The 20668-nt window shown below is 48.7% G+C and carries 21 protein-coding genes; 14 read left to right on the forward strand and 7 right to left on the reverse strand.

All coding sequences use genetic code 11. The features are described 5' to 3' along the window. Positions 1-138 precede the first annotated feature (138 nt). From hslV to AC2T15_RS09435, 12 genes are all read left to right on the forward strand, one after another. On the forward strand, positions 139-669 hold the full coding sequence (gene hslV / locus AC2T15_RS09380) for an ATP-dependent protease subunit HslV (protein ID WP_053102799.1): 531 nt from the start codon (positions 139-141) through the stop codon (positions 667-669). A 23-nt stretch (positions 670-692) separates the two neighbouring features. Further along, positions 693-2042 (forward strand): ATP-dependent protease ATPase subunit HslU, encoded by a 1350-nt coding sequence (hslU, locus tag AC2T15_RS09385; RefSeq protein WP_486778140.1) that lies wholly within the window; start codon positions 693-695, stop codon positions 2040-2042. Between the two features lie 84 nt (positions 2043-2126). After that, positions 2127-2498: a gamma-butyrobetaine hydroxylase family protein gene (locus tag AC2T15_RS09390; RefSeq protein ID WP_486778141.1), complete on the forward strand. Its 372-nt coding sequence runs from the start codon at positions 2127-2129 to the stop codon at positions 2496-2498. 124 nt (positions 2499-2622) lie between these two features. After that, complete coding sequence (gene ubiE, locus AC2T15_RS09395; protein WP_486778142.1) at positions 2623-3393, forward strand: bifunctional demethylmenaquinone methyltransferase/2-methoxy-6-polyprenyl-1,4-benzoquinol methylase UbiE; 771 nt, start codon at positions 2623-2625, stop codon at positions 3391-3393. Beyond that, complete coding sequence (locus tag AC2T15_RS09400) at positions 3393-4010, forward strand: ubiquinone biosynthesis accessory factor UbiJ (protein ID WP_486778143.1); 618 nt, start codon at positions 3393-3395, stop codon at positions 4008-4010. Before ubiE ends, AC2T15_RS09400 begins: the two co-directional genes overlap by 1 nt. Next, complete coding sequence (ubiB, locus tag AC2T15_RS09405; protein ID WP_486778144.1) at positions 4007-5593, forward strand: ubiquinone biosynthesis regulatory protein kinase UbiB; 1587 nt, start codon at positions 4007-4009, stop codon at positions 5591-5593. Before AC2T15_RS09400 ends, ubiB begins: the two co-directional genes overlap by 4 nt. Further along, positions 5548-6048: a phosphoribosyl-AMP cyclohydrolase gene (gene hisI, locus AC2T15_RS09410; RefSeq protein ID WP_286639943.1), complete on the forward strand. Its 501-nt coding sequence runs from the start codon at positions 5548-5550 to the stop codon at positions 6046-6048. Before ubiB ends, hisI begins: the two co-directional genes overlap by 46 nt. Then, positions 6038-6373: a phosphoribosyl-ATP diphosphatase gene (locus AC2T15_RS09415; protein WP_286639942.1), complete on the forward strand. Its 336-nt coding sequence runs from the start codon at positions 6038-6040 to the stop codon at positions 6371-6373. The genes hisI and AC2T15_RS09415 overlap by 11 nt, the downstream gene beginning before the upstream one ends. 102 nt (positions 6374-6475) lie before the next feature. After that, positions 6476-6709: a twin-arginine translocase TatA/TatE family subunit gene (gene tatA, locus AC2T15_RS09420; protein WP_053106341.1), complete on the forward strand. Its 234-nt coding sequence runs from the start codon at positions 6476-6478 to the stop codon at positions 6707-6709. Between the two features lie 6 nt (positions 6710-6715). Next, on the forward strand, positions 6716-7150 hold the full coding sequence (gene tatB / locus AC2T15_RS09425) for a Sec-independent protein translocase protein TatB (protein ID WP_486778145.1): 435 nt from the start codon (positions 6716-6718) through the stop codon (positions 7148-7150). Then, positions 7147-7989 (forward strand): twin-arginine translocase subunit TatC, encoded by an 843-nt coding sequence (gene tatC / locus AC2T15_RS09430; protein WP_286639940.1) that lies wholly within the window; start codon positions 7147-7149, stop codon positions 7987-7989. The genes tatB and tatC overlap by 4 nt, the downstream gene beginning before the upstream one ends. After that, positions 7986-8693 (forward strand): 16S rRNA (uracil(1498)-N(3))-methyltransferase, encoded by a 708-nt coding sequence (locus tag AC2T15_RS09435; RefSeq protein ID WP_286639939.1) that lies wholly within the window; start codon positions 7986-7988, stop codon positions 8691-8693. Before tatC ends, AC2T15_RS09435 begins: the two co-directional genes overlap by 4 nt. Here the strand turns inward: AC2T15_RS09435 and cadR are convergent. Beyond that, positions 8685-9134 carry a Cd(II)/Pb(II)-responsive transcriptional regulator gene (cadR, locus tag AC2T15_RS09440; protein ID WP_173568162.1) on the reverse strand — a complete coding sequence of 150 codons (450 nt, stop codon included), beginning with the start codon at positions 9132-9134 and terminating at the stop codon, positions 8685-8687. The genes AC2T15_RS09435 and cadR overlap by 9 nt on opposite strands. Before the next feature lie 106 nt (positions 9135-9240). Between cadR and AC2T15_RS09445 the strand changes: the two genes are divergently transcribed. Next, positions 9241-11424: a heavy metal translocating P-type ATPase gene (locus tag AC2T15_RS09445; RefSeq protein WP_486778146.1), complete on the forward strand. Its 2184-nt coding sequence runs from the start codon at positions 9241-9243 to the stop codon at positions 11422-11424. Between the two features lie 41 nt (positions 11425-11465). Here AC2T15_RS09445 and AC2T15_RS09450 read toward each other — a convergent pair whose 3' ends face one another. The 5 genes from AC2T15_RS09450 to AC2T15_RS09470 form a co-directional block, all read right to left on the reverse strand. Further along, positions 11466-13949: a Lon protease family protein gene (locus AC2T15_RS09450; RefSeq protein WP_286639935.1), complete on the reverse strand. Its 2484-nt coding sequence runs from the start codon at positions 13947-13949 to the stop codon at positions 11466-11468. 90 nt (positions 13950-14039) lie between these two features. Beyond that, a complete protein-coding gene (locus AC2T15_RS09455; RefSeq protein ID WP_286639934.1) occupies positions 14040-14633 on the reverse strand; it encodes a DUF3299 domain-containing protein in 594 nt (197 codons plus the stop codon). Continuing rightward, complete coding sequence (locus AC2T15_RS09460) at positions 14626-15894, reverse strand: ABC transporter permease (RefSeq protein ID WP_486778147.1); 1269 nt, start codon at positions 15892-15894, stop codon at positions 14626-14628. The genes AC2T15_RS09455 and AC2T15_RS09460 overlap by 8 nt, the downstream gene beginning before the upstream one ends. Beyond that, a complete protein-coding gene (locus tag AC2T15_RS09465; protein ID WP_486778148.1) occupies positions 15894-16616 on the reverse strand; it encodes an ABC transporter ATP-binding protein in 723 nt (240 codons plus the stop codon). The genes AC2T15_RS09460 and AC2T15_RS09465 overlap by 1 nt, the downstream gene beginning before the upstream one ends. Positions 16617-16629: 13 nt before the next feature. Further along, positions 16630-17295, reverse strand: coding sequence for a ZrgA family zinc uptake protein (locus AC2T15_RS09470; protein WP_486778149.1), 666 nt, complete (start codon positions 17293-17295; stop codon positions 16630-16632). Positions 17296-17597: 302 nt separating this feature from the next. Between AC2T15_RS09470 and gdhA the strand changes: the two genes are divergently transcribed. Further along, complete coding sequence (gdhA, locus tag AC2T15_RS09475) at positions 17598-18935, forward strand: NADP-specific glutamate dehydrogenase (RefSeq protein WP_053102808.1); 1338 nt, start codon at positions 17598-17600, stop codon at positions 18933-18935. A 277-nt stretch (positions 18936-19212) separates the two neighbouring features. On the opposite strand, the gene AC2T15_RS09480 is transcribed toward gdhA, so the two are convergent. After that, complete coding sequence (locus AC2T15_RS09480) at positions 19213-20556, reverse strand: IS1182 family transposase (protein ID WP_486778150.1); 1344 nt, start codon at positions 20554-20556, stop codon at positions 19213-19215. Positions 20557-20668 lie beyond the last annotated feature (112 nt).

The following is a 20668-nucleotide window of genomic DNA, read 5'->3' on the forward strand; positions in this document are numbered from 1 at the left end:
TTGCTTTGGCTTGGCAGCCGCTGCATAGAGGCGAAGCCCTAAGAAAATCTGCTCGCTAGCGCTTGAATTTTAAAAAAACGCCCCCATCTATCAGGTTAATTAGGGCAATCCCGCCCAGCCAAAATGTGGAGATATCCCTTGACCACAATCGTTTCAGTCCGTCGTAACGGAAAAGTCGTCATGGGCGGCGACGGCCAAGTATCGCTTGGTAATACCGTAATGAAAGGTAACGCAAAAAAAGTCCGCCGCTTATACCGTGGCGAAGTCATTGCTGGCTTTGCCGGTGCAACCGCCGATGCCTTTACTTTATTTGAGCGTTTTGAAGGCCAACTTGAAAAACACCAAGGTCATTTAGTCAGAGCCGCCGTTGAGCTGGCTAAAGATTGGCGCACCGATCGCTCCCTCAGCCGGCTAGAAGCCATGTTAGCTGTGGCCAACAAAGACGCCTCACTCATTATTACCGGCAACGGCGATGTGGTAGAACCTGAGCATGGGCTGATTGCCATGGGTTCAGGCGGTGCTTATGCCCAGTCAGCGGCCTTAGCCCTGTTAGAAAACACCGAACTTTCAGCCCGCGAGATCGCCGAAAAATCCTTGACCATCGCCGGCTCTATTTGTGTATTTACCAACCAGAATTTAACCATCGAAGAGCTAGATAGCGCTGTTTAACGCTGCTCTGGAGACTGTTTTTTATGTCCATGACTCCCCGCGAAATTGTTCACGAGCTGAACCGCCATATCATTGGCCAAGATGAGGCCAAGCGCGCGGTGGCAATTGCGCTGCGTAACCGCTGGCGCCGGATGCAGTTACCTGCTGAACTACGCCCTGAAGTTACACCCAAAAACATTTTAATGATCGGCCCAACCGGGGTTGGTAAAACTGAGATTGCCCGCCGCTTAGCTCGCTTAGCCAACGCGCCCTTTATTAAAGTGGAAGCCACTAAATTTACCGAAGTGGGTTATGTTGGCCGTGATGTCGAATCAATTATTCGTGATCTAGCCGATGCCGCAGTAAAAATGCTGCGTGAGCAAGAAATGCAAAAAATGCAGCACCGCGCTGAAGATGCGGCCGAAGATCGTATTTTAGATGCACTGCTCACTCCTGCTCGTGGCAGCTCGCCAAGCGAAGAAGAAATTGCTGATGCACGCACCGATTCCAGCACGCGCCAACTGTTCCGTAAGCGCTTACGCGAAGGTCAGCTGGACGACAAAGAAATCGAGATTGAAGTGGCAGATAGCCCTGTTGGCGTAGAAATCATGACGCCACCTGGTATGGAAGAAATGACCAGCCAACTGCAAAACCTGTTTGCAGGCATGAACAAGGGCAAAACTAAAACGCGCAAACTAAAAATCGCCGATGCCTACAAAATGGTGCGCGATGAAGAGGCGGCACGCCTCGTCAATGAAGATAAAATCAAAGCCAGCGCCCTTGAAGCAGTTGAGCAACATGGCATCGTATTTATCGATGAAATCGACAAGATTGCTAAACGCGGTAACACCAGTGGGGCCGATGTCTCCCGTGAAGGAGTGCAACGCGACTTACTGCCATTAATCGAAGGCTGTACGGTCAATACCAAACTCGGCATGGTGAAAACCGACCATATTCTGTTTATTGCTTCAGGCGCCTTCCACCTCAGCAAGCCCAGCGATCTGGTGCCAGAGTTACAAGGACGCTTACCCATTCGGGTTGAGCTTAAAGCCCTCACCCCTGAAGACTTTAAGCGGATTTTAACCGAGCCCCATGCTTCGCTCACCGAGCAATACGTTGAGCTGTTAAAAACGGAAGGATTAAAGATCGAGTTCACCAGCGATGGTATTGAGCGCTTGGCAGAAATTGCTTGGCAGGTAAACGAAAAAACCGAAAATATCGGTGCTCGCCGTTTACATACTTTGCTAGAGCGACTACTTGAAGAAGTCTCTTTCTCTGCATCAGATCTAGCAGCTCAACATCAGGCTGAGCCACTGCAAATTGATGCCGCGTATGTGGCTAAGCATCTAGGTGAGCTGGCCGAAGACGAAGACTTATCACGCTACATCTTGTAGTTTTAGTCTTATCGTTCTGGGTCCCACAAGAGCCTGCTGCGGTTACGTAGTAGGCTCTTGTCACTTAAGTACAAAGGTAATCTTATGACTCCTACTGCTGTCAAACTAGACTTAACCGCTAATACGCTCAATCTTAACTATGCTTCAGGCGAGCAGTTTATCCTACCCGCTGAGTTTTTACGGGTACACTCTCCATCTGCCGAGGTGCAAAACCATGGCAACCCGATTTTGCAGTTTGGTAAGCAGCAGGTAAAGCTGCAACATGCTGAAGCGGCCGGCACCTATGCACTGAAACTAAGCTTTGATGACGGCCATGACTCAGGGCTCTTTACTTGGCAGTACCTCTATCAATTAGGCAGCCAACAACAGACGCTTTGGCAAACCTATTTAGCCGAATTAAATCGTGCCGGCAAATCACGCGACCCCAATGAATCGGTCGTTAAGTTGTTTGGCTAAAGCCAACCATTATCTCCACTCATTCTCAGGTTCTATCGACTAACCTGACAAAGCCTGCTCACGCTCAAGACAAATCGGCACAAGGGTATTAGAATGGAGCGGAATCTGATTTAGGTGAACGACCATGAATGATCCACAACAGCCCAACAAACCAGAAGCCATTACGCATTTTGGCTATCAAGATGTTCCCGAAAGCCAAAAAGCCAAGAAAGTTGCCGAAGTCTTTCATTCGGTAGCCGCACGCTACGATCTAATGAATGACGTCTTGTCGGGCGGGATGCACCGTTTATGGAAACGCTTCACCATTGAGTTATCAGGTGTGCGTCCAGGTAATAGGGTCTTAGATATTGCCGGTGGCACCGGTGACCTTACCCGTAAATTCTCCAGCCTAGTCGGAAGTACTGGTGAAGTGGTACTGGCCGATATTAACGACTCGATGCTAAAAGTGGGTCGCGATCGTTTACTCGATAAAGGCGTCTCAAGCAATGTGCGTTTTGTTCAAGCCGATGCGGAACAACTGCCCTTTCCTGACAACCACTTTGATGTGGTGACCATTGCCTTTGGCCTACGTAACGTCACCCATAAAGAGGCAGCGATTCGGTCAATGCTGCGAGTACTCAAACCTGGCGGTCGCTTGCTGATTCTGGAGTTTTCCAAACCGAAAAAACCCTTACTTTCGAAGCTATACGATACCTACTCCTTCAATTTTATGCCGCTAGCTGGCAAGTTAATTACTAACGATGCCGACAGCTACCGCTATCTGGCCGAATCAATCCGCATGCACCCTGACCAAGAAACCCTTAAAGGCATGATGCAAGACGCCGGCTTTGAGCGCATTACCTACCATAATATGACCGGTGGCATTGTTGCCCTGCACCGTGGAATTAAACCCTAATGTTCAGTCAAGCACTCCTAGCTAGCCTTGAGTTAAGTATTAATCAGCTGCTGCGCTTAGATCCAGTGGCGCAGCAGCAACTCGCAGAGCTAGCAGGACAAGTGCTTGAAGTAGAAATCAGTACGCCCTTGCAGCTACGCTGCTATCTCGTGTTGCATAGCGATGGGCTGCAATTAGCCAATCAGTGGTTAGGTGCTGTTGACTGTCGCCTACGCGCGCCCTTAGCTCAGCTGGCCTTACTGGCAACCGCCAGGGATAAAACGCCATTACTGCACCACCCTAAACTAGATCTGAGCGGTAATACCGGACTATTGATGCAACTAGCAGAAATTTTGCAGCAATTAGACTTAGACTGGGAATACCTGCTGCAACAATTACTCGGCCCAGTGCCCAGCGCCTTACTCAGCTCCTCAATTAAACGCCAATGGCGCTGGTTACAGCACAGCCAGCACAGCCTTGAGCAAAGCGCCATTGACTATGCCACCGAAGAAGCACGTTTCTTGGTCGGCACGGCCGAAGCGGAAGTACGCTTCAATGAAATTGATCAACTAACGCAATCCTTAGATCGCCTGAGCGCACGCGTTGCCCAACTGACCGCCAAGGACCCCTCAGCATGAGACTGCTTGCCATTCGCCGCTTGTTTCGCATCCTGCAAGTGATTATTCGTTATCGCTTAGATGATTTGCTGTATGACCTACCCTTGCCTTGGTACGCTGCTAGCACACGTTATTTACTGCCTTGGCGTTGGCTGCCGCGTAAACAACATAACTTAACCCGGGGCGCAGCTTTACGCTTGGCGCTAGAAGATCTTGGGCCCATTTTTATTAAGTTTGGACAAATTCTCTCAACCCGCCGCGACCTACTACCCGCCGACATTATTGATGAGCTAAGTCGCTTACAAGACCAAGTACCGCCCTTTGATTCAAGCACCGCTACCCGCCTGATTGAACAACAACTTGGCATGTCAGTCAGCAGTGCATTTAAAGAGTTTAATCCCCAGCCATTAGCCTCAGCCTCAATTGCCCAAGTACATACCGCACAGCTACACAGTGGTGAGCAGGTGGTGGTTAAAGTCATTCGTCCGGGACTGGCGAAGGTTATAGCCCAAGATATTGCGTGGCTGCACTTACTGGCTCGGATTGCCGAAAAAGCTTCTCCAGAGGCTCGCCGCCTGCATCCCTGTGAAGTGGTAGAAGATTACGAGAAAACCATTTACGACGAGCTAGACTTATTACGTGAAGCCGCTAATACCAGTCAACTGCGCCGTAACTTTACTGGCTCAGATTTACTCTATGTGCCACAGGTTTACTGGGAGTACTGCCGCCCACAAGTTTTAGTGATGGAACGCATCTATGGCATACCCGTTACTGATATGGCGGCTTTACAGGCCCAAGGCACTGACTTTAAACGACTGGCGGAACGCGGAGTAGAAATCTTTTTCACCCAAGTTTTTCGCGACAGTTTCTTCCATGCCGATATGCACCCTGGCAATATTTTTGTTAGCACCAATAAGCCATCTGAGCCGCAATACATTGCTATCGACTGCGGCATTATTGGTACCCTCACCCCAGAAGATCAAGACTATTTGGCGCGTAATTTATTGGCGTTTTTTAAGCGGGATTATCACCGCGTCGCTCAGCTCCACATAGACTCCGGCTGGGTACCTGCAGATACCCGAGTCAATGAACTGGAAGCTGCAATTCGCACGGTATGCGAGCCTATTTTTGAGCGGCCACTAAAGGATATTTCCTTTGGTCAGTTGCTAATGCGGCTCTTTCAGACCGCGCGCCGTTTTAATATGGAAGTGCAGCCGCAATTAGTACTACTACAAAAAACCTTACTCAATATTGAAGGTTTAGGTCGACAACTCTATCCAGACTTAGATTTATGGGCAACCGCAAAACCCTACTTAGAGCGCTGGATGCGTAAACGCATTAGCCCTAAACGGGTGCTCAATGATGTCCGTCAACAGGTTGAACAAATTCCTCACTTAGCCCGTATGGCGCGTACCAGTTTAGAGCGAATCAATCAGGCCAACCAACCACCACCGCTGCAACAAAAAATGCTGCGCAACATCAATATTGTGCTGGGTGTTGGTTTAATCGTAGGCAGCCTGCTGTCGGGCTTAAGTTTGCAATGGGCTGCTTGGCCACTATGGCTGATGCTACTCAGTGGCGTCTGGCTGATTGTGCGGGCCTAACTTTTTTAATCGCTAAATACCAACAGGAAAAATCCATGAGCCAATGGCTTGATGCAATTAAGTGGACTGACGATGGCTTAGTACCCGCCATCGCCCAAGATTACCAAAGCGGTCGAATTCTAATGATGGCTTGGATGAACAAAGAATCATTGGCACTAACCGTACAAGAGCAACGCGCCATTTACTGGTCGCGCTCGCGTGGTAAGTTATGGCGTAAAGGTGAAGAGTCAGGACACGTGCAAAAGCTGCATGAACTGCGCTTAGACTGCGACGCCGATGTGATCATCTTAATGGTTGAGCAACTCGGTGGCATTGCCTGTCATACCGGACGCCACAGCTGCTTTTATCGGGTCCTGGATCAACAGCAACAATGGCAAGTTGTCGAACCCGTAATTAAAGCGCCAGAACATATTTACTCTAATCAACCTTCAATGGGTGAAAGCAATGACCACTGATACCCTAAGCCGCATAGCTCAAGTCATCGAAGCACGCAAAACCGCAGATCCAACCGAATCCTATGTGGCCAGTTTGTTTCATAAAGGCCTTAATAAAATTTTAGAAAAAGTCGGCGAAGAGTCAGTTGAAACCATTCTTGCGGCCAAAGACTGCGCTAATGGCGCAAGTAAAGATGAGCTAATTTATGAAACTGCAGATCTTTGGTTTCACAGCTTAGTGATGCTGGCTGCTCTAGGTGAAAAGCCTGAGTCTGTTCTACAAGAGTTGGAGCGGCGTTTTGGCTTATCTGGTTTAGAAGAAAAAGCAGCGCGCGGTAACAATTAATTTCATTTCATCGGGTCGTAACATATATGACCGATGATAGATCTTTTATACTAGTCAGCAGTCTATCTTGTTCTGGCAATCGATTTTACTGGAGTACTTCCTATGTTAGGTGGCATCAGCATTTGGCAACTCTTGATCGTTTTGGCGATCGTGGTTTTACTATTTGGCACTAAGCGCTTAAAAAGCGTAGGTTCTGACCTAGGCTCAGCAATCAAAGGTTTTCGCAAAGCCGTCGGTGAAGATGAAAAAACCGCGGTAGATAACCAAAGTACGATGCATAACACCACCATTGATGGCACGGCGAAAAAAGTAGAAGAGCCTGCAACCAAGGAATAATACGGCATGTTTGATGTTGGCTTTTCTGAATTATTGCTGATTGGCTTAGTTGCGCTACTGGTATTAGGCCCTGAACGCCTGCCAGGCGCAGCGCGTACCGCAGGTTTATGGATTGGTCGTTTAAAATCTGGTTTTCAAGCCATTAAAGCCGACGTCGAGCGTGAAATTGGCGCCGATGAAATTCGCCGTGAATTGCATAATGAAAGCATTCTAAAAAAAGAGCGCGAACAATTACAGCAGGCAGCTAAAGACGCCACTGACTTACTCAATGATCCCTTAGGCTTAAAATCCGCCGTGCCGAGCGTTGAGCCTGAACAATTTGAGCCCCAGGCCCAAATACCTGCCGAGCCCCTGCCTGATTCTTCAAAGGTGCCACCTGCAGTCACCACGGCCGAGCCAGCAATTGAGCCTAAACGTCCTACGAGTACCGCTGATTCATGAGTCAAGCTAACGATCAAGCCATGCCCTTAGTGGCTCATCTGACGGAATTACGTTCCCGCTTATTACGCTGTGTGATTGCGGTGTTACTGATTTTTGCCTGCCTCTTCTATTTTGCGCAGGATATTTACGCCCTTGTTTCAGCGCCCCTGCGCGCATACTTACCCGCCGGCACCAGCATGATTGCCACCGGTGTCGCTTCTCCTTTTTTAACGCCATTTAAACTGACCATGGTGGTCTCGCTGTTTTTAGCGATGCCGATCATTTTGCAACAAATATGGGGGTTTATTGCCCCAGGCTTATATCAGCACGAAAAACGTATTGCAGTACCTTTATTAAGCGCCAGCATTGCTCTGTTTTATGCCGGTATGGCCTTTGCCTACTTTGTTGTATTTCCGATTATGTTTGGCTTTTTTGCCAGCATGACCCCAACTGGGGTGCAAATGATGACCGACATTGGCCAATATTTAGACTTCGTGTTAACGCTGTTTTTCGCCTTTGGCGTAGCTTTTCAAATTCCTATTGCCACTATCTTGTTATTATGGATTGGCATTGTTGATCTGGAAAAACTCCGTAAAAGTCGCCCCTACGTCATTCTCGGCTGCTTTGTGGTCGGGATGTTACTGACCCCGCCTGATGTATTTTCCCAAACCCTACTCGCCATTCCAATGTGGTTGTTATTTGAAATGGGTATCGTATTTGGCAGCATTTTAGTCATTAAGCCACGTTCGGCCAAACAGGCAACCGAAGAGGCTGAACCAAGCACTGCTGAGCCTGCTCCTGCCAGCAGCAGTGATAACCCTACTCCAGCGGCTAAAAAAGAACCTGTACAACGCCTATGAATCTTATTTTGCTGGAGCCCAGTGATTTTATTGGCCCACATCAGGTGCATTTAACTGATCGCCGCTGGCAGCATATTCAGCAAGTGCATCAAGCTAAGCTAGGGGAGTCTTTGCGAGTAGGCTTGATTAACGGGCTGATGGGGCTGGGCACTGTGACTGCGCTAGATACCACCGGCGTAACACTCCAGATCGCCCTCAGCGAACCGCCACCAGCAGCCTTGCCGCTCACTTTAGTTTTAGCTTTGCCCCGACCAAAAATGCTCAAACGCACCTTACAAACCATTGCTAGCATGGGGGTTAAGCGGCTGATTTTAGTTAACAGCTATCGGGTTGAAAAAAGTTTTTGGCAGAGTCCTTTTTTGCAAGCAGCAGCCATTCGGGAACAATTACTCTTAGGTTTAGAGCAAGCCAGAGATACTGTGCTACCTGAAGTTATCCTAGAAAAACGCTTTAAACCCTTTGTCGAAGATCGCTTACCGGCACTTACAGCCGATAGCTTGGCGCTAGTGGCCCACCCTGGCGCGTATCCTGCTTGTCCTAGGCAGCTAGAGCAGCAGGTCACCTTGGCGATTGGTCCAGAAGGTGGCTGGATTCCCTACGAAGTGGAATTACTCACCCAAGCAGGTTTTAGCCCGGTGCAATTGGGTGAGCGTATTTTGCGGGTTGAAACCGCAGTGCCGGTGTTATTGGCCCGCTTATTTTAAGTGTGTCTCGCGACTAAGCTCCGCTTTATCTTGAGCGCTTACTGGCTGCGACAGCTCTTGTAAAATACCGCAACGTGCAGCAGCTTGTGCCGTTTGGCACTGTCCCCGGATATGCTGTAACTTCTCGGCTAAGCCTTGTAGTTCTTGTATTCGCTGTTGGACATGATGAATATGCTCATCCACTACCTGATTCACCGCATCACAACTCGCCGCTGGCGTATCTTTTACCTCAAGTAATTGGCGAATTTCCTCTAAGGATAAATCCAATAAACGGCACTGGCGAATAAAGTTTAAACGCTCAACATGCTGCGCTTGGTACACCCTAAAGTTTGCCGTATCCCTCTGTGGTTCAGGCAACAATCCTTGCTTTTCATAATAACGAATAGTTTCAATGTGGGTATCGGTTTGCTGAGCCAGCAGGCCAATGCGCATCGACTTCATCAGTTAACTCCTTGCTTTAACCCTGGCGATTAATCTTTACTTGACTCTGTAGCTACTACAGGGTTTTTAATACAGGCTATCAAAGTTTAACCCGAAGGAGAATCCCATGAGCCAACCTCAAGCATGCTGCACGCCAGTGCTAGCTGCCCCAGCGGCTAACCGCCAAGGTGCACCTGATCCACAACATGTGAAAAGCATCTTGTTGATTGAAGCTATGGATTGCCCAACAGAAGAGCGCTTAATTCGTGAGCAACTCGAAACTCATCCACAGGTGAGTGCACTCTATTTCAATCTGCTCGAACGCCAATTACAAATCCACCACCAAGCCGAGGCGCTTCCAGCAATTCTGAAAATTATTCAGCGCTTGGGGATGCAGGCCAAGCCCTTAACCGAGCACGCAGCCGCAAGCAGTACCGCCACTCCCAGTCCAACGCCGACTAAAACATTAATTGCTGCAGGCGGCTTAGCTTTATTTGCCGAGTTGCTGGAATGGTTTGCAGTTGATGCCAATTGGCTAGTTTTTGCCAGCGCCCTAGCCAGTATTTTATTGATTGGCTTGCCAATTGTGAAAAAAGGCTGGATTGCCCTATTAAACCGTCATTTAAATATCAATGCCTTGATGTCGATTGCCGTTACTGGTGCCTTGTTAATCGGCCACTGGCCAGAAGCGGCAATGGTCACCTTTTTATTTGCTCTGGCCGAAATGATCGAAGCTCGCTCCTTAGGTCGTGCCCGCGATGCAGTAAAAAGCTTATTAGTCATGACTCCAGAGTTAGCCGTTAGCCAACAGGCCGATGGTCAGTGGCAAGCCACCCCGGTGGCGCAAATTGCCGTAGGTAGCTTAGTTCGCCTTAAACCGGGCGAGCGCGTCGCCCTAGACGGGATAATTACCCAAGGGCAATCGGCCTTTGACCAGTCGGCAATCACCGGTGAAAGCCTGCCAGTGGAGAAAAAACCACACGACACCATCTTTGCCGGCAGCTTAAATACGAGTCAAGAAGTGATTTATCAAACCAGCGCTGGCAGTGATGATTCTCTGTTGGCGAAAATTATGCATCGTGTGCAAGAAGCGCAAAGCAGCCAAGCATCCATGCAGCGCTTTGTGGATAAGTTCTCCCAAGTTTACACCCCAAGTGTGGTGCTCATTGCTCTGTTGGTAGCGATTTTACCGCCGCTATTAGGTGCTGGTCTGTGGCTCGATTGGGTCTACAATGCCTTGGTCTTACTGGTGATTGCCTGCCCTTGTGCACTGGTTATTTCTACCCCTGTGGCGGTAGTTAGTGCCCTAACCCGTGCGGCACGTTTAGGTATTTTAATCAAAGGAGGTGTCTATTTAGAACAAGCCAAAGACTTAACTCATATCGCCTTTGATAAAACCGGCACCCTAACCCAAGGACAGCCGAGCTTAGTCGGCGCTGAGTATTTTGCTGACACAGCCCATAGTCAAGCACTCGCTTTAGCACTCACCGAACGCTCTGACCACCCCGTATCCCAAGCTATTTTTACTGGGCTCAGTTCACAGTCAGCCACAGTCGAAAAACCAACGGTAGATAATTTTACCGCCCTGTTAGGTTTAGGCACCCAAGCCCGCATTGAGCAACAAACGTTGTATCTAGGTAATGTGCGCTTAATACAGCAACTAAAACTACTCACTCCAGAGCTTGAACAACAGGTCTTAAGCTATGAGCAGCAAGGCTGCAGCTTAAGTTTGCTGGCTACTGAGCAGCAAGTACTGGCGTTATTTGCCGTACGTGATCAGCTACGCGCAGAAACCACTGCCAGTATCAAAGCACTCAAACAACTAGGCATTCATAGCCTTATGCTAAGTGGTGATAATCAACTCACCGCACAAGTGATTGCTGAGCAGGCCGGTATCGAACAAGCCTTAGCCCCTTTACTGCCCGAAGATAAGTTAACTGAAATTGAACGCTTACAGGCACAAGGTTATCAGGTAGCCATGGTGGGCGATGGGATTAATGATGCACCAGCCTTAGCCAAAGCCAATATGGGTATCGCTATGGCGGCTGCAGGTACCGATACCGCCATTGAAACCGCAGATATTGCCCTGCTGGATGATGATTTACAGAAAATTCCCCAGCTGATTAAGCTCTCACAGGCTACTTCTGCCATTTTATGGCAAAACATTAGCCTAGCATTAGGTTTAAAGCTGATCTTTTTGCTGTTAGCGTTAACCGGTCATGCCACCATGTGGATGGCGGTATTTGCTGATATGGGTGCCAGCTTATTGGTCACCTTTAATAGCTTGCGTTTATTACGCCACAATAACTAACAAGCGGATGGGCTATTAGCTAGCTAATAGCCCGTGTTGCTTTAATTGGCTAGCGCAGCTGGAGTGGCCACTGGGCTGTCAGCGCTACTACCGGCACTTGCGACTTCTGACGCATCAAGCGCCTCGGCTTGTTCTTTCTCGTCTTCTTTTTCTTCGTCCTCGCGCTCTGCTTCAGCAATTGCTTGCAAGCGAGCAATCACCTTGCCATGGACTGAGTCTTGGGGATACTCGCCCTGCTCATCGGCCACTCCCACCGTTTGCGTGGTCAGTAATGTCAGCGCTTGATCCACTGTTTCTACCGCATAAATTGCAAACTTCTGCTCAGCTACTGCCTGAATTACTTCAGGCGCTAAAATTAAATTCACTTGATTACAGGCAGGAATAATCACCCCTTGAGTACCGGTTAGACCACGCGCTTGACAGAGCTTAAAAAAGCCCTCAATTTTTTCATTTAAACCGCCCACCGCCTGCACCTGGCCTAACTGATTAATTGATCCCGTAATAGCTAAATCTTGACGCAAAGGAACACGAGCCAAACCTGAGATTAACGCACAAGTTTCACCAAGTGAGGCACTGTCACCATCGATATAGCCATAGGATTGCTCCATGGCGACACTGGCAGAAATATCTAATGGATACTTTTGTGCATAACGATTACCTAAAAAACCATTTAAAATCAGCACGCCTTTGGAGTGGATCGATTGTCCTAAATTCACTTCTCGCTCAATATCAACCACTCCACCGCTACCGGTATAAACTGCAGCAGAAATCCGCGCCGGAATGCCAAACTCAAAGTCGCCGACATCCATCACGGTTAATCCATTACATTGCCCAATCGCCGTCCCCTCTGTTTCGATCAAGATCACGCCATCGAGCATATCCTGCAAAATATGCTCGGCTACCTTGCCGTTACGTTGCTGTTTAGCACCAATTGCTTGCTCAATATGCTGCGCGCTGATTTCGCTAACTCCCTGTTGCGCACGCCAGTAATCAGCTTCACTGACCACCTGAAATACTTCGCTAATAGCTGCCGATAAACGCTGCTGATGCTCAGCCAAACGCACACTGTGTAAAGCCAAGCGCTGCATACCACAGGCAGTTAAAGGCGCTAATTGCTCTTCAGCCACCCGTTTATTTAATAAGTTAATAAAAGCCAACAGGTGTTGATCGAGTAAAGGCACATCTTGCTCAAAGTCCGCCAACACACGAAATAACTCGGCAAACTCTTCATCGTAGTCTTGCAAGTTGTAATACCACTCTGCAGTGCCAATTAAAATCACCTTAACCTGAAGCCCAAACTGCTGTGCATCCAAAGTAATAGCGGCAAATCGACCGGTATCCAGTAAAGGTGACTCAATTTTTAACTGCTCAGTGGTTAGTGCTCGTTTTAGCGCTTCCCAGACAAAAGGCTCCATCAACACTTTGTCTGCTTGCAATAATAAATAACCACCATTCGCCCGATGCAAAGCACCGGCTTTGATTTGCTGATAGTCGGTGGTTAACCCTGCAGGTTCTTGAATATATTCTGTGCGTCCAAACAGGTTTTCATAGCTAGGATTAGCCTCATAAATCACCGGCGCTCCTTGAGTGCTCGCATGGCTCACTAATAAATTGGGCGCATAGTGCCGCGCCAACCACTGACGCCGTAATGAGTCACTGGTTTCCTCAACAACTAATTGCTCAACAGCGTGGCGCAACAAATGCTGCTGGATGCCCTGAACATACTGAAGAACCGCAGGATAATTGGCATAGGTCTGCAGTAATGGCTCAAGTAATGGTATCAATGCAGTCTGTATCGTCTGCTCATTTAAACCACGTAGCTGATTATTCGATTCGCGCTTCCACTGTGGCAAGTTGGCTAACTGATCATTCAATTGCTCTTCTAACTGGCTAATGGTTTGCTGGTACTGGCTACGCACTTCATCATCTAGCTGAGCAAACTCATTATCTTCCAGTACTTTGCCGTCGCGCATCGGGGCAAAACCTAGATTGCCTGGCTCACGAAACAGCGCAATACTAGCCTTCAGTGCCTGTTTCTCTAACTCATCAACAATGGCGTCATAGCGCTGATTAAAGTTACGCTCAATCGCAGTTTTTTGCTGTTGCCATAGGGGTGTTTCAAAGACGGCTGGGAAAGTGGCTACTAACTGATCGAGTAACTGCGCAAAATCATCTGCTAACTGTTTACCAACACCTGCGGGCAATTGCACCGCAATCGGCGCCCGAGCATCGTCAAAGTTAGGTAAATACAGGCTATCGCAAGGCGCTGCTTGATGACGTGCCTGTGCTTGCAAATAGCGTTTAGTGTAAGAAAAGCGTCCTGTACCTAGCTCGCCCTTAACAAACACGTTGTAACCTCTTTGCCGCATCCCTACGCCAAAGGCTAAGGCATCAATTGCCCGTTGCTGGCCTAGCACCCCTGACTGATTCATACCAAGGCTATGCGCCTGAGCAAACAGCTCGGGCGAAAACTGGCGTGTTAATTGTTCAGCAGGTAGCCGGAGCGCGGCAACAGAATCAGGCATACAAAGAATTTCCTAGCAAAATTTTAATCAATAAAACCGCGCATTTTGGACGTGCGCCCGCTAGGTTGCAAGGTTAGTCTGCGGCCTGATTCAATCACTGTGCTCGGTATAACGCTGATAGCTCGCTAGCTGCAGCTGATAACCTGCGGTAATTTCAGCGGTTTCTAAGGCCGTTACCTGTAATCGCCCCTCCACCCAAAAGGGCTCCCATAACTCATCTAATGGCAGCCCCTGCTCTGCATCAACATATATAATTTGATTGCTCGGTGGTGGTGGCACATGAATGCAGGCCCCAAGATAAGGCACGAGTAAAAAATCAATCACCCGATTGTTGACATCAATCGTCAGCGGCACCACATAGCCTGCCAGCCTCACCTGCTGCTGATCAAAGGTGGTCACCACTGGCGCATTGGGCTCTTGCTGAGCAAATGCAGAACCCGTGGCCCGATCCATCTCTGCCTTAAAGATTGATCCTAAATCGCTATAGTCATGGATCGGTAACGGTGGTTTTAACTCATAATCTTCCGGCACCAAATCATCCCAACTTAAGGTTTGCACTGTGCTCGCGGCTGCTAGATTAACGCTGCTGAACGCAACCGCCAGTAGCAATCCCCAACAACTGCGCTGCAATCGTTGCCCTAGCCCAAGGCGTAGGCAAGACGTTGGTTGGCTCGCCTTAAACATGCATCACCAAGCCATCATTTAGCGCTAAGCGATACGCTCGCGCTGCTGGTAATAACGCCATCAGCAGTGCTGCTGCCATAATCCCTGCTAATAGCCAACACTCACGCAGCGATAAAGCCGATAACGGCAAATAAATTCCATAATGACTTTGCAGCGGCTGTTGCAGCACTAAAATCCCGATGGCTAATAAACCAAGCCCCAGTATTATCCCCGCGCCAGCTAACAGCAGTGCCTCTAACATCAAGAGGCTAGCAATATGCCACGGCCGCGCACCCACTGAACGTAACACCGCCATCTCTCTTCGGCGTTCATTTAAACTGGCCAAAATCGCCGTTAACATACCAATTAAGCCGGTCAGGACCACCAGTAAGCTAATAATAAACAGCGCCTGCTCAGCACTACTCATCAATCCCCAGAGTTCTTGCAAGGCAACTCCTGGAATAATCGCTTGCAAGGGCTCATCAGCCCACTGATTAATAGCTCGCTGCACACTAAAGCTGGCCACCTTACTGTTTAGTCCAAGTAACGCTGCAGTAATTGAGCGTGGCGTTAAATCCATTTGCTGTACTTGCTCTGCGGTTAAGCGCGCTGCTCCACGAGCTGGCATGCCATGCTGCCAATCCAAGTGAATCGCTTCCATTCCAGCAAGGGAAATATGCAAAGTACGATCTACCGGTGTCCCGGTGCGCTGCAAAATGCCGGTCACGGTAAAGGGTTTATCATCGTGCTGAACTAAACTGACTCGAGAAATGCCATGGGCTAATACCACTGAATCGCCCAATTGGTAACCTAACCGCTCGGCTACCTCAGACCCAAGCACCAGCTGAAAGGGTTGTTGATCGCTAAAGAAGTCGCCGGCTTGTAAAGCTAAATGTTGTTTGCGCCCATATTGATAATGGGTGAAATAGTCTTCACTGGTGCCCAACACTCGATAGCCCTTGTGCGAATCCCCCAAAGATAATGGAATTGCCCACTTAACCTGTGGATGCTGTTGCCACTGGGTAAAGCTTGACCAGCGAATATTGTTAGTAGCATTACCCAGGCGAAACACCGAGTACAGTAATAAATTAATCGAGCCTGAACGTGCGCCGACGACTAAATCTGTGCCACTGATGGTATTAGCAAAACTCACCCGAGTCTCAGTACGAACGCGTTCCACCGCCAATAGCAAACACACCGACACAGCAATCGCAAATACCGTTAACCCTGCGGTAAAACGGCGACTGTTTAAACTGCGCCATGCTAAATGCAATAAATTCATCACACTACCTCTGCCTGTTGCTGAATCCAAGGCACTTGATTGAGCTCTAATAAATCCAGTTGCCGATCAAACTGCAGAGCTAAGCTTTGATCATGGCTTACAAACAGCACACTGGTTTGACTGGCCTGACTTTCATTAAATAGCAACTCTAAAAATCGGCCACGGGTATCGGCATCGAGGGCTGAAGTGGGCTCATCTGCAATTAATAACTCCGGTTCACCAATTAAACCTCGCGCGACCGCCACCCGCTGCTGCTGACCAATCGATAAACTACTGGCTGGCTGCTCATATAAGGCTTTAGCCAATCCCAACTGGTTTAACAAGTGCTCGGCAGCAGCCAACACACTGCCAAAACGTTGTCGCGCTTTTTGTTGGCGTGTTTTAGAAAACTGGCAGCCCAACAGAACATTTTGCAGCACTGTTAAAAAGGGTAATAAGTTAAACTGCTGAAAAATAAAACCACAGTGATCCGCCCGAAACTGATCACGCTGTGCTGCAGACAACTGAGTTAAATCTTGCCCTAATAGCTTAATCTGCCCGCAGCTGGGCAAGTTAACTCCGCCTACCAGACCAAGCAAAGTACTCTTACCACTGCCCGATGGGCCCTTTAAAAACACTCGCTCGCTGGCTGCTATCGTCAGCTGCGGAATCTTCAATAAAGGCGCTTGCATCGGCCAAGCAAACGCTAAGTCTTGTACCTCAATCATCGCTTCTCTCTTCATCTCAGTGCTTACCTTAAGGCGTTAGCTGTAACTGGCTCTGTTTTGCCGTTAGGGTTGCTGCCTGTTGCTCAGTACTGGTTAATAACTGTACCTGCACCTGCTGCATACTGGGAAAGTGAGCAAACAAAGGGGCAAAGGATAACTGCGTGAGCTGTTTAGGCACGGCACAACTTAATTGTGCTTGCCAGCTAATCTCTGCGTGGTCGTGGTCGTGGTCGTGGTCGTGGTCGTGGTCGTGGTCGTGGTCGTGGTCGTGGTCGTGGTCGTGGTCGTGGTCGTGGTCGTGGTCGTGGTCGTGGTCGTGGTCGTGGTCGTGGTCGTGCAGAGTGTGTGCGCTTAGTTGCGCTCCCTGCAACTCTACCTGTTGCAAAGCACACTGTGCCCCTGCAGGTAAGGTAACGAGATTGTCTAGCTGCTGTAAGGTCTGTTTGAGTTGCTGAACCTGTTGCTGCTCAGCCGTGGTTTTTGCCAAGTACTCAAAGCCCAAAACATCCATCGCTGGCGTTTGCCAAGCAAGATGCAACTGTTCTTGTTCCAGCACAATATTTAACTGGCTCACACCATGTTGATGAGCGGCTAAAGCGCTTTGCGGCTGGGCAGCAGTTAGGCTGCTATAAGCACTAAAGCAAACAACCAATGAGTAAAAAGACACTGCACCCAAACGCGGCAAACTGAACACGCTGTTATCCCCCTAGAAATCAATCAGTAAATGACACTCAATTACATCCAGCCATATAGTTACACTATAACAAATCATTTTCAAACAACTTCAGCCTTTTTTTAAATTGTCTAGGCAACTTTATACCTTGGTTAATTTCTTAGATTCTGTAGCCAGCGCAATGACTTTCAACGGGTTACGCGCTATGTTGCTAAAAAAAATGTTTCTGCTATGCATTTTTTTCTACCGTTATTACTCAACCGCTGCTAAAGTCGAAACGTATTGAATTGCGGTCATCCTCTTGGCCTTCGAGGTTCTTAAAAATGTCTTTATCGCTTGAATCCTTCCTCTCTCACATTAAACAACGTGATCCTGATCAACCCGAATTTCATCAAGCTGTAGAAGAGGTCTTACGTACGTTATGGCCTTTTCTTGAAGACAACCCCAAATACATGCAAGCCGGCATTTTAGAGCGCATTGTTGAGCCTGAGCGAGTGATTATGTTCCGCGTGCCCTGGGTCGATGATGCGGGCAAAGTCCACGTTAACCGCGGTTTTCGAATTCAGATGAACAGCGCCATTGGCCCTTATAAAGGCGGGATTCGTTTTCACCCTTCGGTCAACTTAGGGGTATTAAAATTTTTAGCCTTTGAGCAGGTGTTTAAAAACTCACTCACTTCTCTACCGATGGGCGGTGGTAAAGGTGGCTCAGATTTTGACCCTAAAGGAAAAACTGATAACGAAGTGATGCGCTTTTGCCAATCCTTCATGACCGAACTGCATCGCCATATTGGTCATAATTTAGACGTGCCGGCCGGTGATATCGGTGTGGGAGCGCGGGAAATTGGTTACTTCTTTGGTCAATACAAGCGCTTAGCCAATGAGTTCACTTCAGTGCTGACCGGTAAAGGCATGACCTACGGTGGCAGCCTCATTCGTCCTGAAGCTACTGGTTATGGCTGCGTGTACTTTGCTGAAGAAATGCTTAAACGCATTCGTCGCCGTTTTCAAGATCAGCGGGTCGCTATTTCCGGCTCAGGTAATGTCGCCCAGTACGCTGCACAAAAAGTGATTGAGTTAGGTGGTAAAGTGATTTCACTGTCTGACTCTGGCGGTACTATTCATTTTCCTGAGGGCATGGATGGCGAGCACTGGAAATACCTGATGGATCTTAAAACCGTGCGTCGCGGACGGATTCAAGAAATGGCCGAACACTTCAATGTGCCTTTCTTAGCCGATCAGCGTCCGTGGAGCCTCGCGTGTGATATTGCCCTGCCTTGCGCCACGCAAAACGAGCTGAATGCAGAAGATGCTCGTACGCTGATTGATAATGGTTGCGTCTGTGTGGCTGAAGGCGCCAATATGCCTTCCACCCTAGAGGCAATTGATCTGTTTTTAGCCGAAAATATTCTATATGCGCCAGGCAAAGCTTCCAACGCTGGTGGGGTTGCGGTGAGTGGTTTAGAGATGAGTCAAAACGCCATGCGTTTACTCTGGACCGATGGTGAGGTAGATGCCAAGCTGCACAGCATTATGCAAAGCATTCACCAAGCCTGCGTGCTTTATGGTGAGGAAGATGGCCGGATTAACTATGTGAAAGGCGCCAATATTGCCGGCTTTGTCAAAGTGGCCGATGCGATGCTAGCCCAAGGCATTGTCTAACGGCTGCTTAGTCCAAGCTGCGCCTATAACCACCAAAGCTCAGCCATCACTGGCTGAGCTTTCAGGTAGCTGACAAACCCCGCCTTTTTGGTGGGGTTTGTCGTTTTATGCACTTCAGTGCCGCTTTTGCACTTCAGTGCCGCTTTTTCTTTTGGGATAAGCGTTCAACGAGCGGAAGTCTTTGCTCCAAGAGTTTTTAAAGTAAATTGGGTGTATCTGAGCTTAAGTAAGCGTGTAAACAGGCACTCATGAGGACAAGAGGTTTACAAAAGCGGGACTATCCTGCCAATAATGCGATTTTCTTGATGTTTTGTGCTGCGGCAGTCATCAGGCATTGCGCCTGCACTTTGTGACGGCCACGATACCGCGCATAGCGGTATTGATGCAGCTCTTTGGCATCGGCAAAGCTGCGTTCTACTGTTTCTTTGCGCCTCTGATAGATGGCCTTATCCCAAGGCGTCAGCCGGTTGACATCCTGCCGTTCTCTGCTGGTTTCCCACACATGACGAGTGACCGTTTTTTGTTGTTTGGCGTTCTGAGTACAACGTGAAAGCAGCGGGCATTGTCGGCACGCAGCCGGATCAGATACATAGTAGCGATACCCTTCCCGGTTGGTTGTACTGTAAATCAAGGCCTGTCCTTGTGGGCACACATACTGGTCTGTTTCGGCGATATAGATAAACTCACGTTTACGCAAGTACCCTTGGCGATGGATCGGTCGCCGATAGCCAAACACAGCTTTTACCCCCTTTTCTTCCACCCCCTTGCTGATGGCTGTGGTGTGATAGCCTGCATCTAGACCAACATACTGGACGTTAAAGCCAAAACGCTGTGTCTGCCGTTCCAATCGGGCCAAATAGGGCACTGCGTCGTGGACGTTACCCGCCGTGACATGCACATCGGTAATGATATTGGCTTTGGTATCCACCGTACGATGGTCAAGATAAAAGAAGCCTTTGGGCTTGTTATCCCGGGTCATGAAGCCGCTTTCAGGATCGGTTGTGCTCTGCTTAATTTCCCGCACCTGAGGTTCGCTCGATGGCGGCGGCAAGGGCTTTTTTCCGTGAGCTAGGCGATCCTCCTCGATCGCCTGATCCAACTTATCCATATAGGCTTGCCGCTCTGAAACGGCATGTGCTTTGATCCATTTTCCCTTGTTAGCATTGGCTTTCAGGTGGGTCGAATCGGTATACAGAACCGTGCCAGAGACCAACTTACGTTGCATCGCCTGCAAGACGATTTCATCAAAAATTTGCTGGTAGATATCCGAGTCATTAAAGCGGCGACGACAGTTCTGACTGAGGGTACTGGCATCAGGGACTTTGTCAGTCAAGTTCAAGCCTAGGAACCAGCGGTAGGCTACATTGACCTGAACTTCACGGATTAACTGACGTTCACTACGAATGCCGAATAAATAGCCTATGAGCAGCAGTTTAAACAGTAGAGTTGGATCCAGCGCTGGACGACCATTGTTCGCGCAGTACAAGTCTTTGACTAGATCATGAATAAACGAGAAATCGATATGACGATCTACTTTACGTAGTAAATGGTCTGAAGGAACCAGCTCGTCAATACAGACAAATTCTAGTTCGGACTGGGTCTGGGGGCGATCACGTAGCACTGTACAACTCCTGCAGCAGATATGTGCCCAGTATAAAAAACAAACCCCTCGATGGGAACGAGGGGTTTGTCAGCAGTCTGAAAGCTCAGCCATCACTGGCTGAGCTTTTTTA

The sequence above is a fragment of the Thiopseudomonas sp. SA1F2-1K genome (assembly GCF_057443035.1).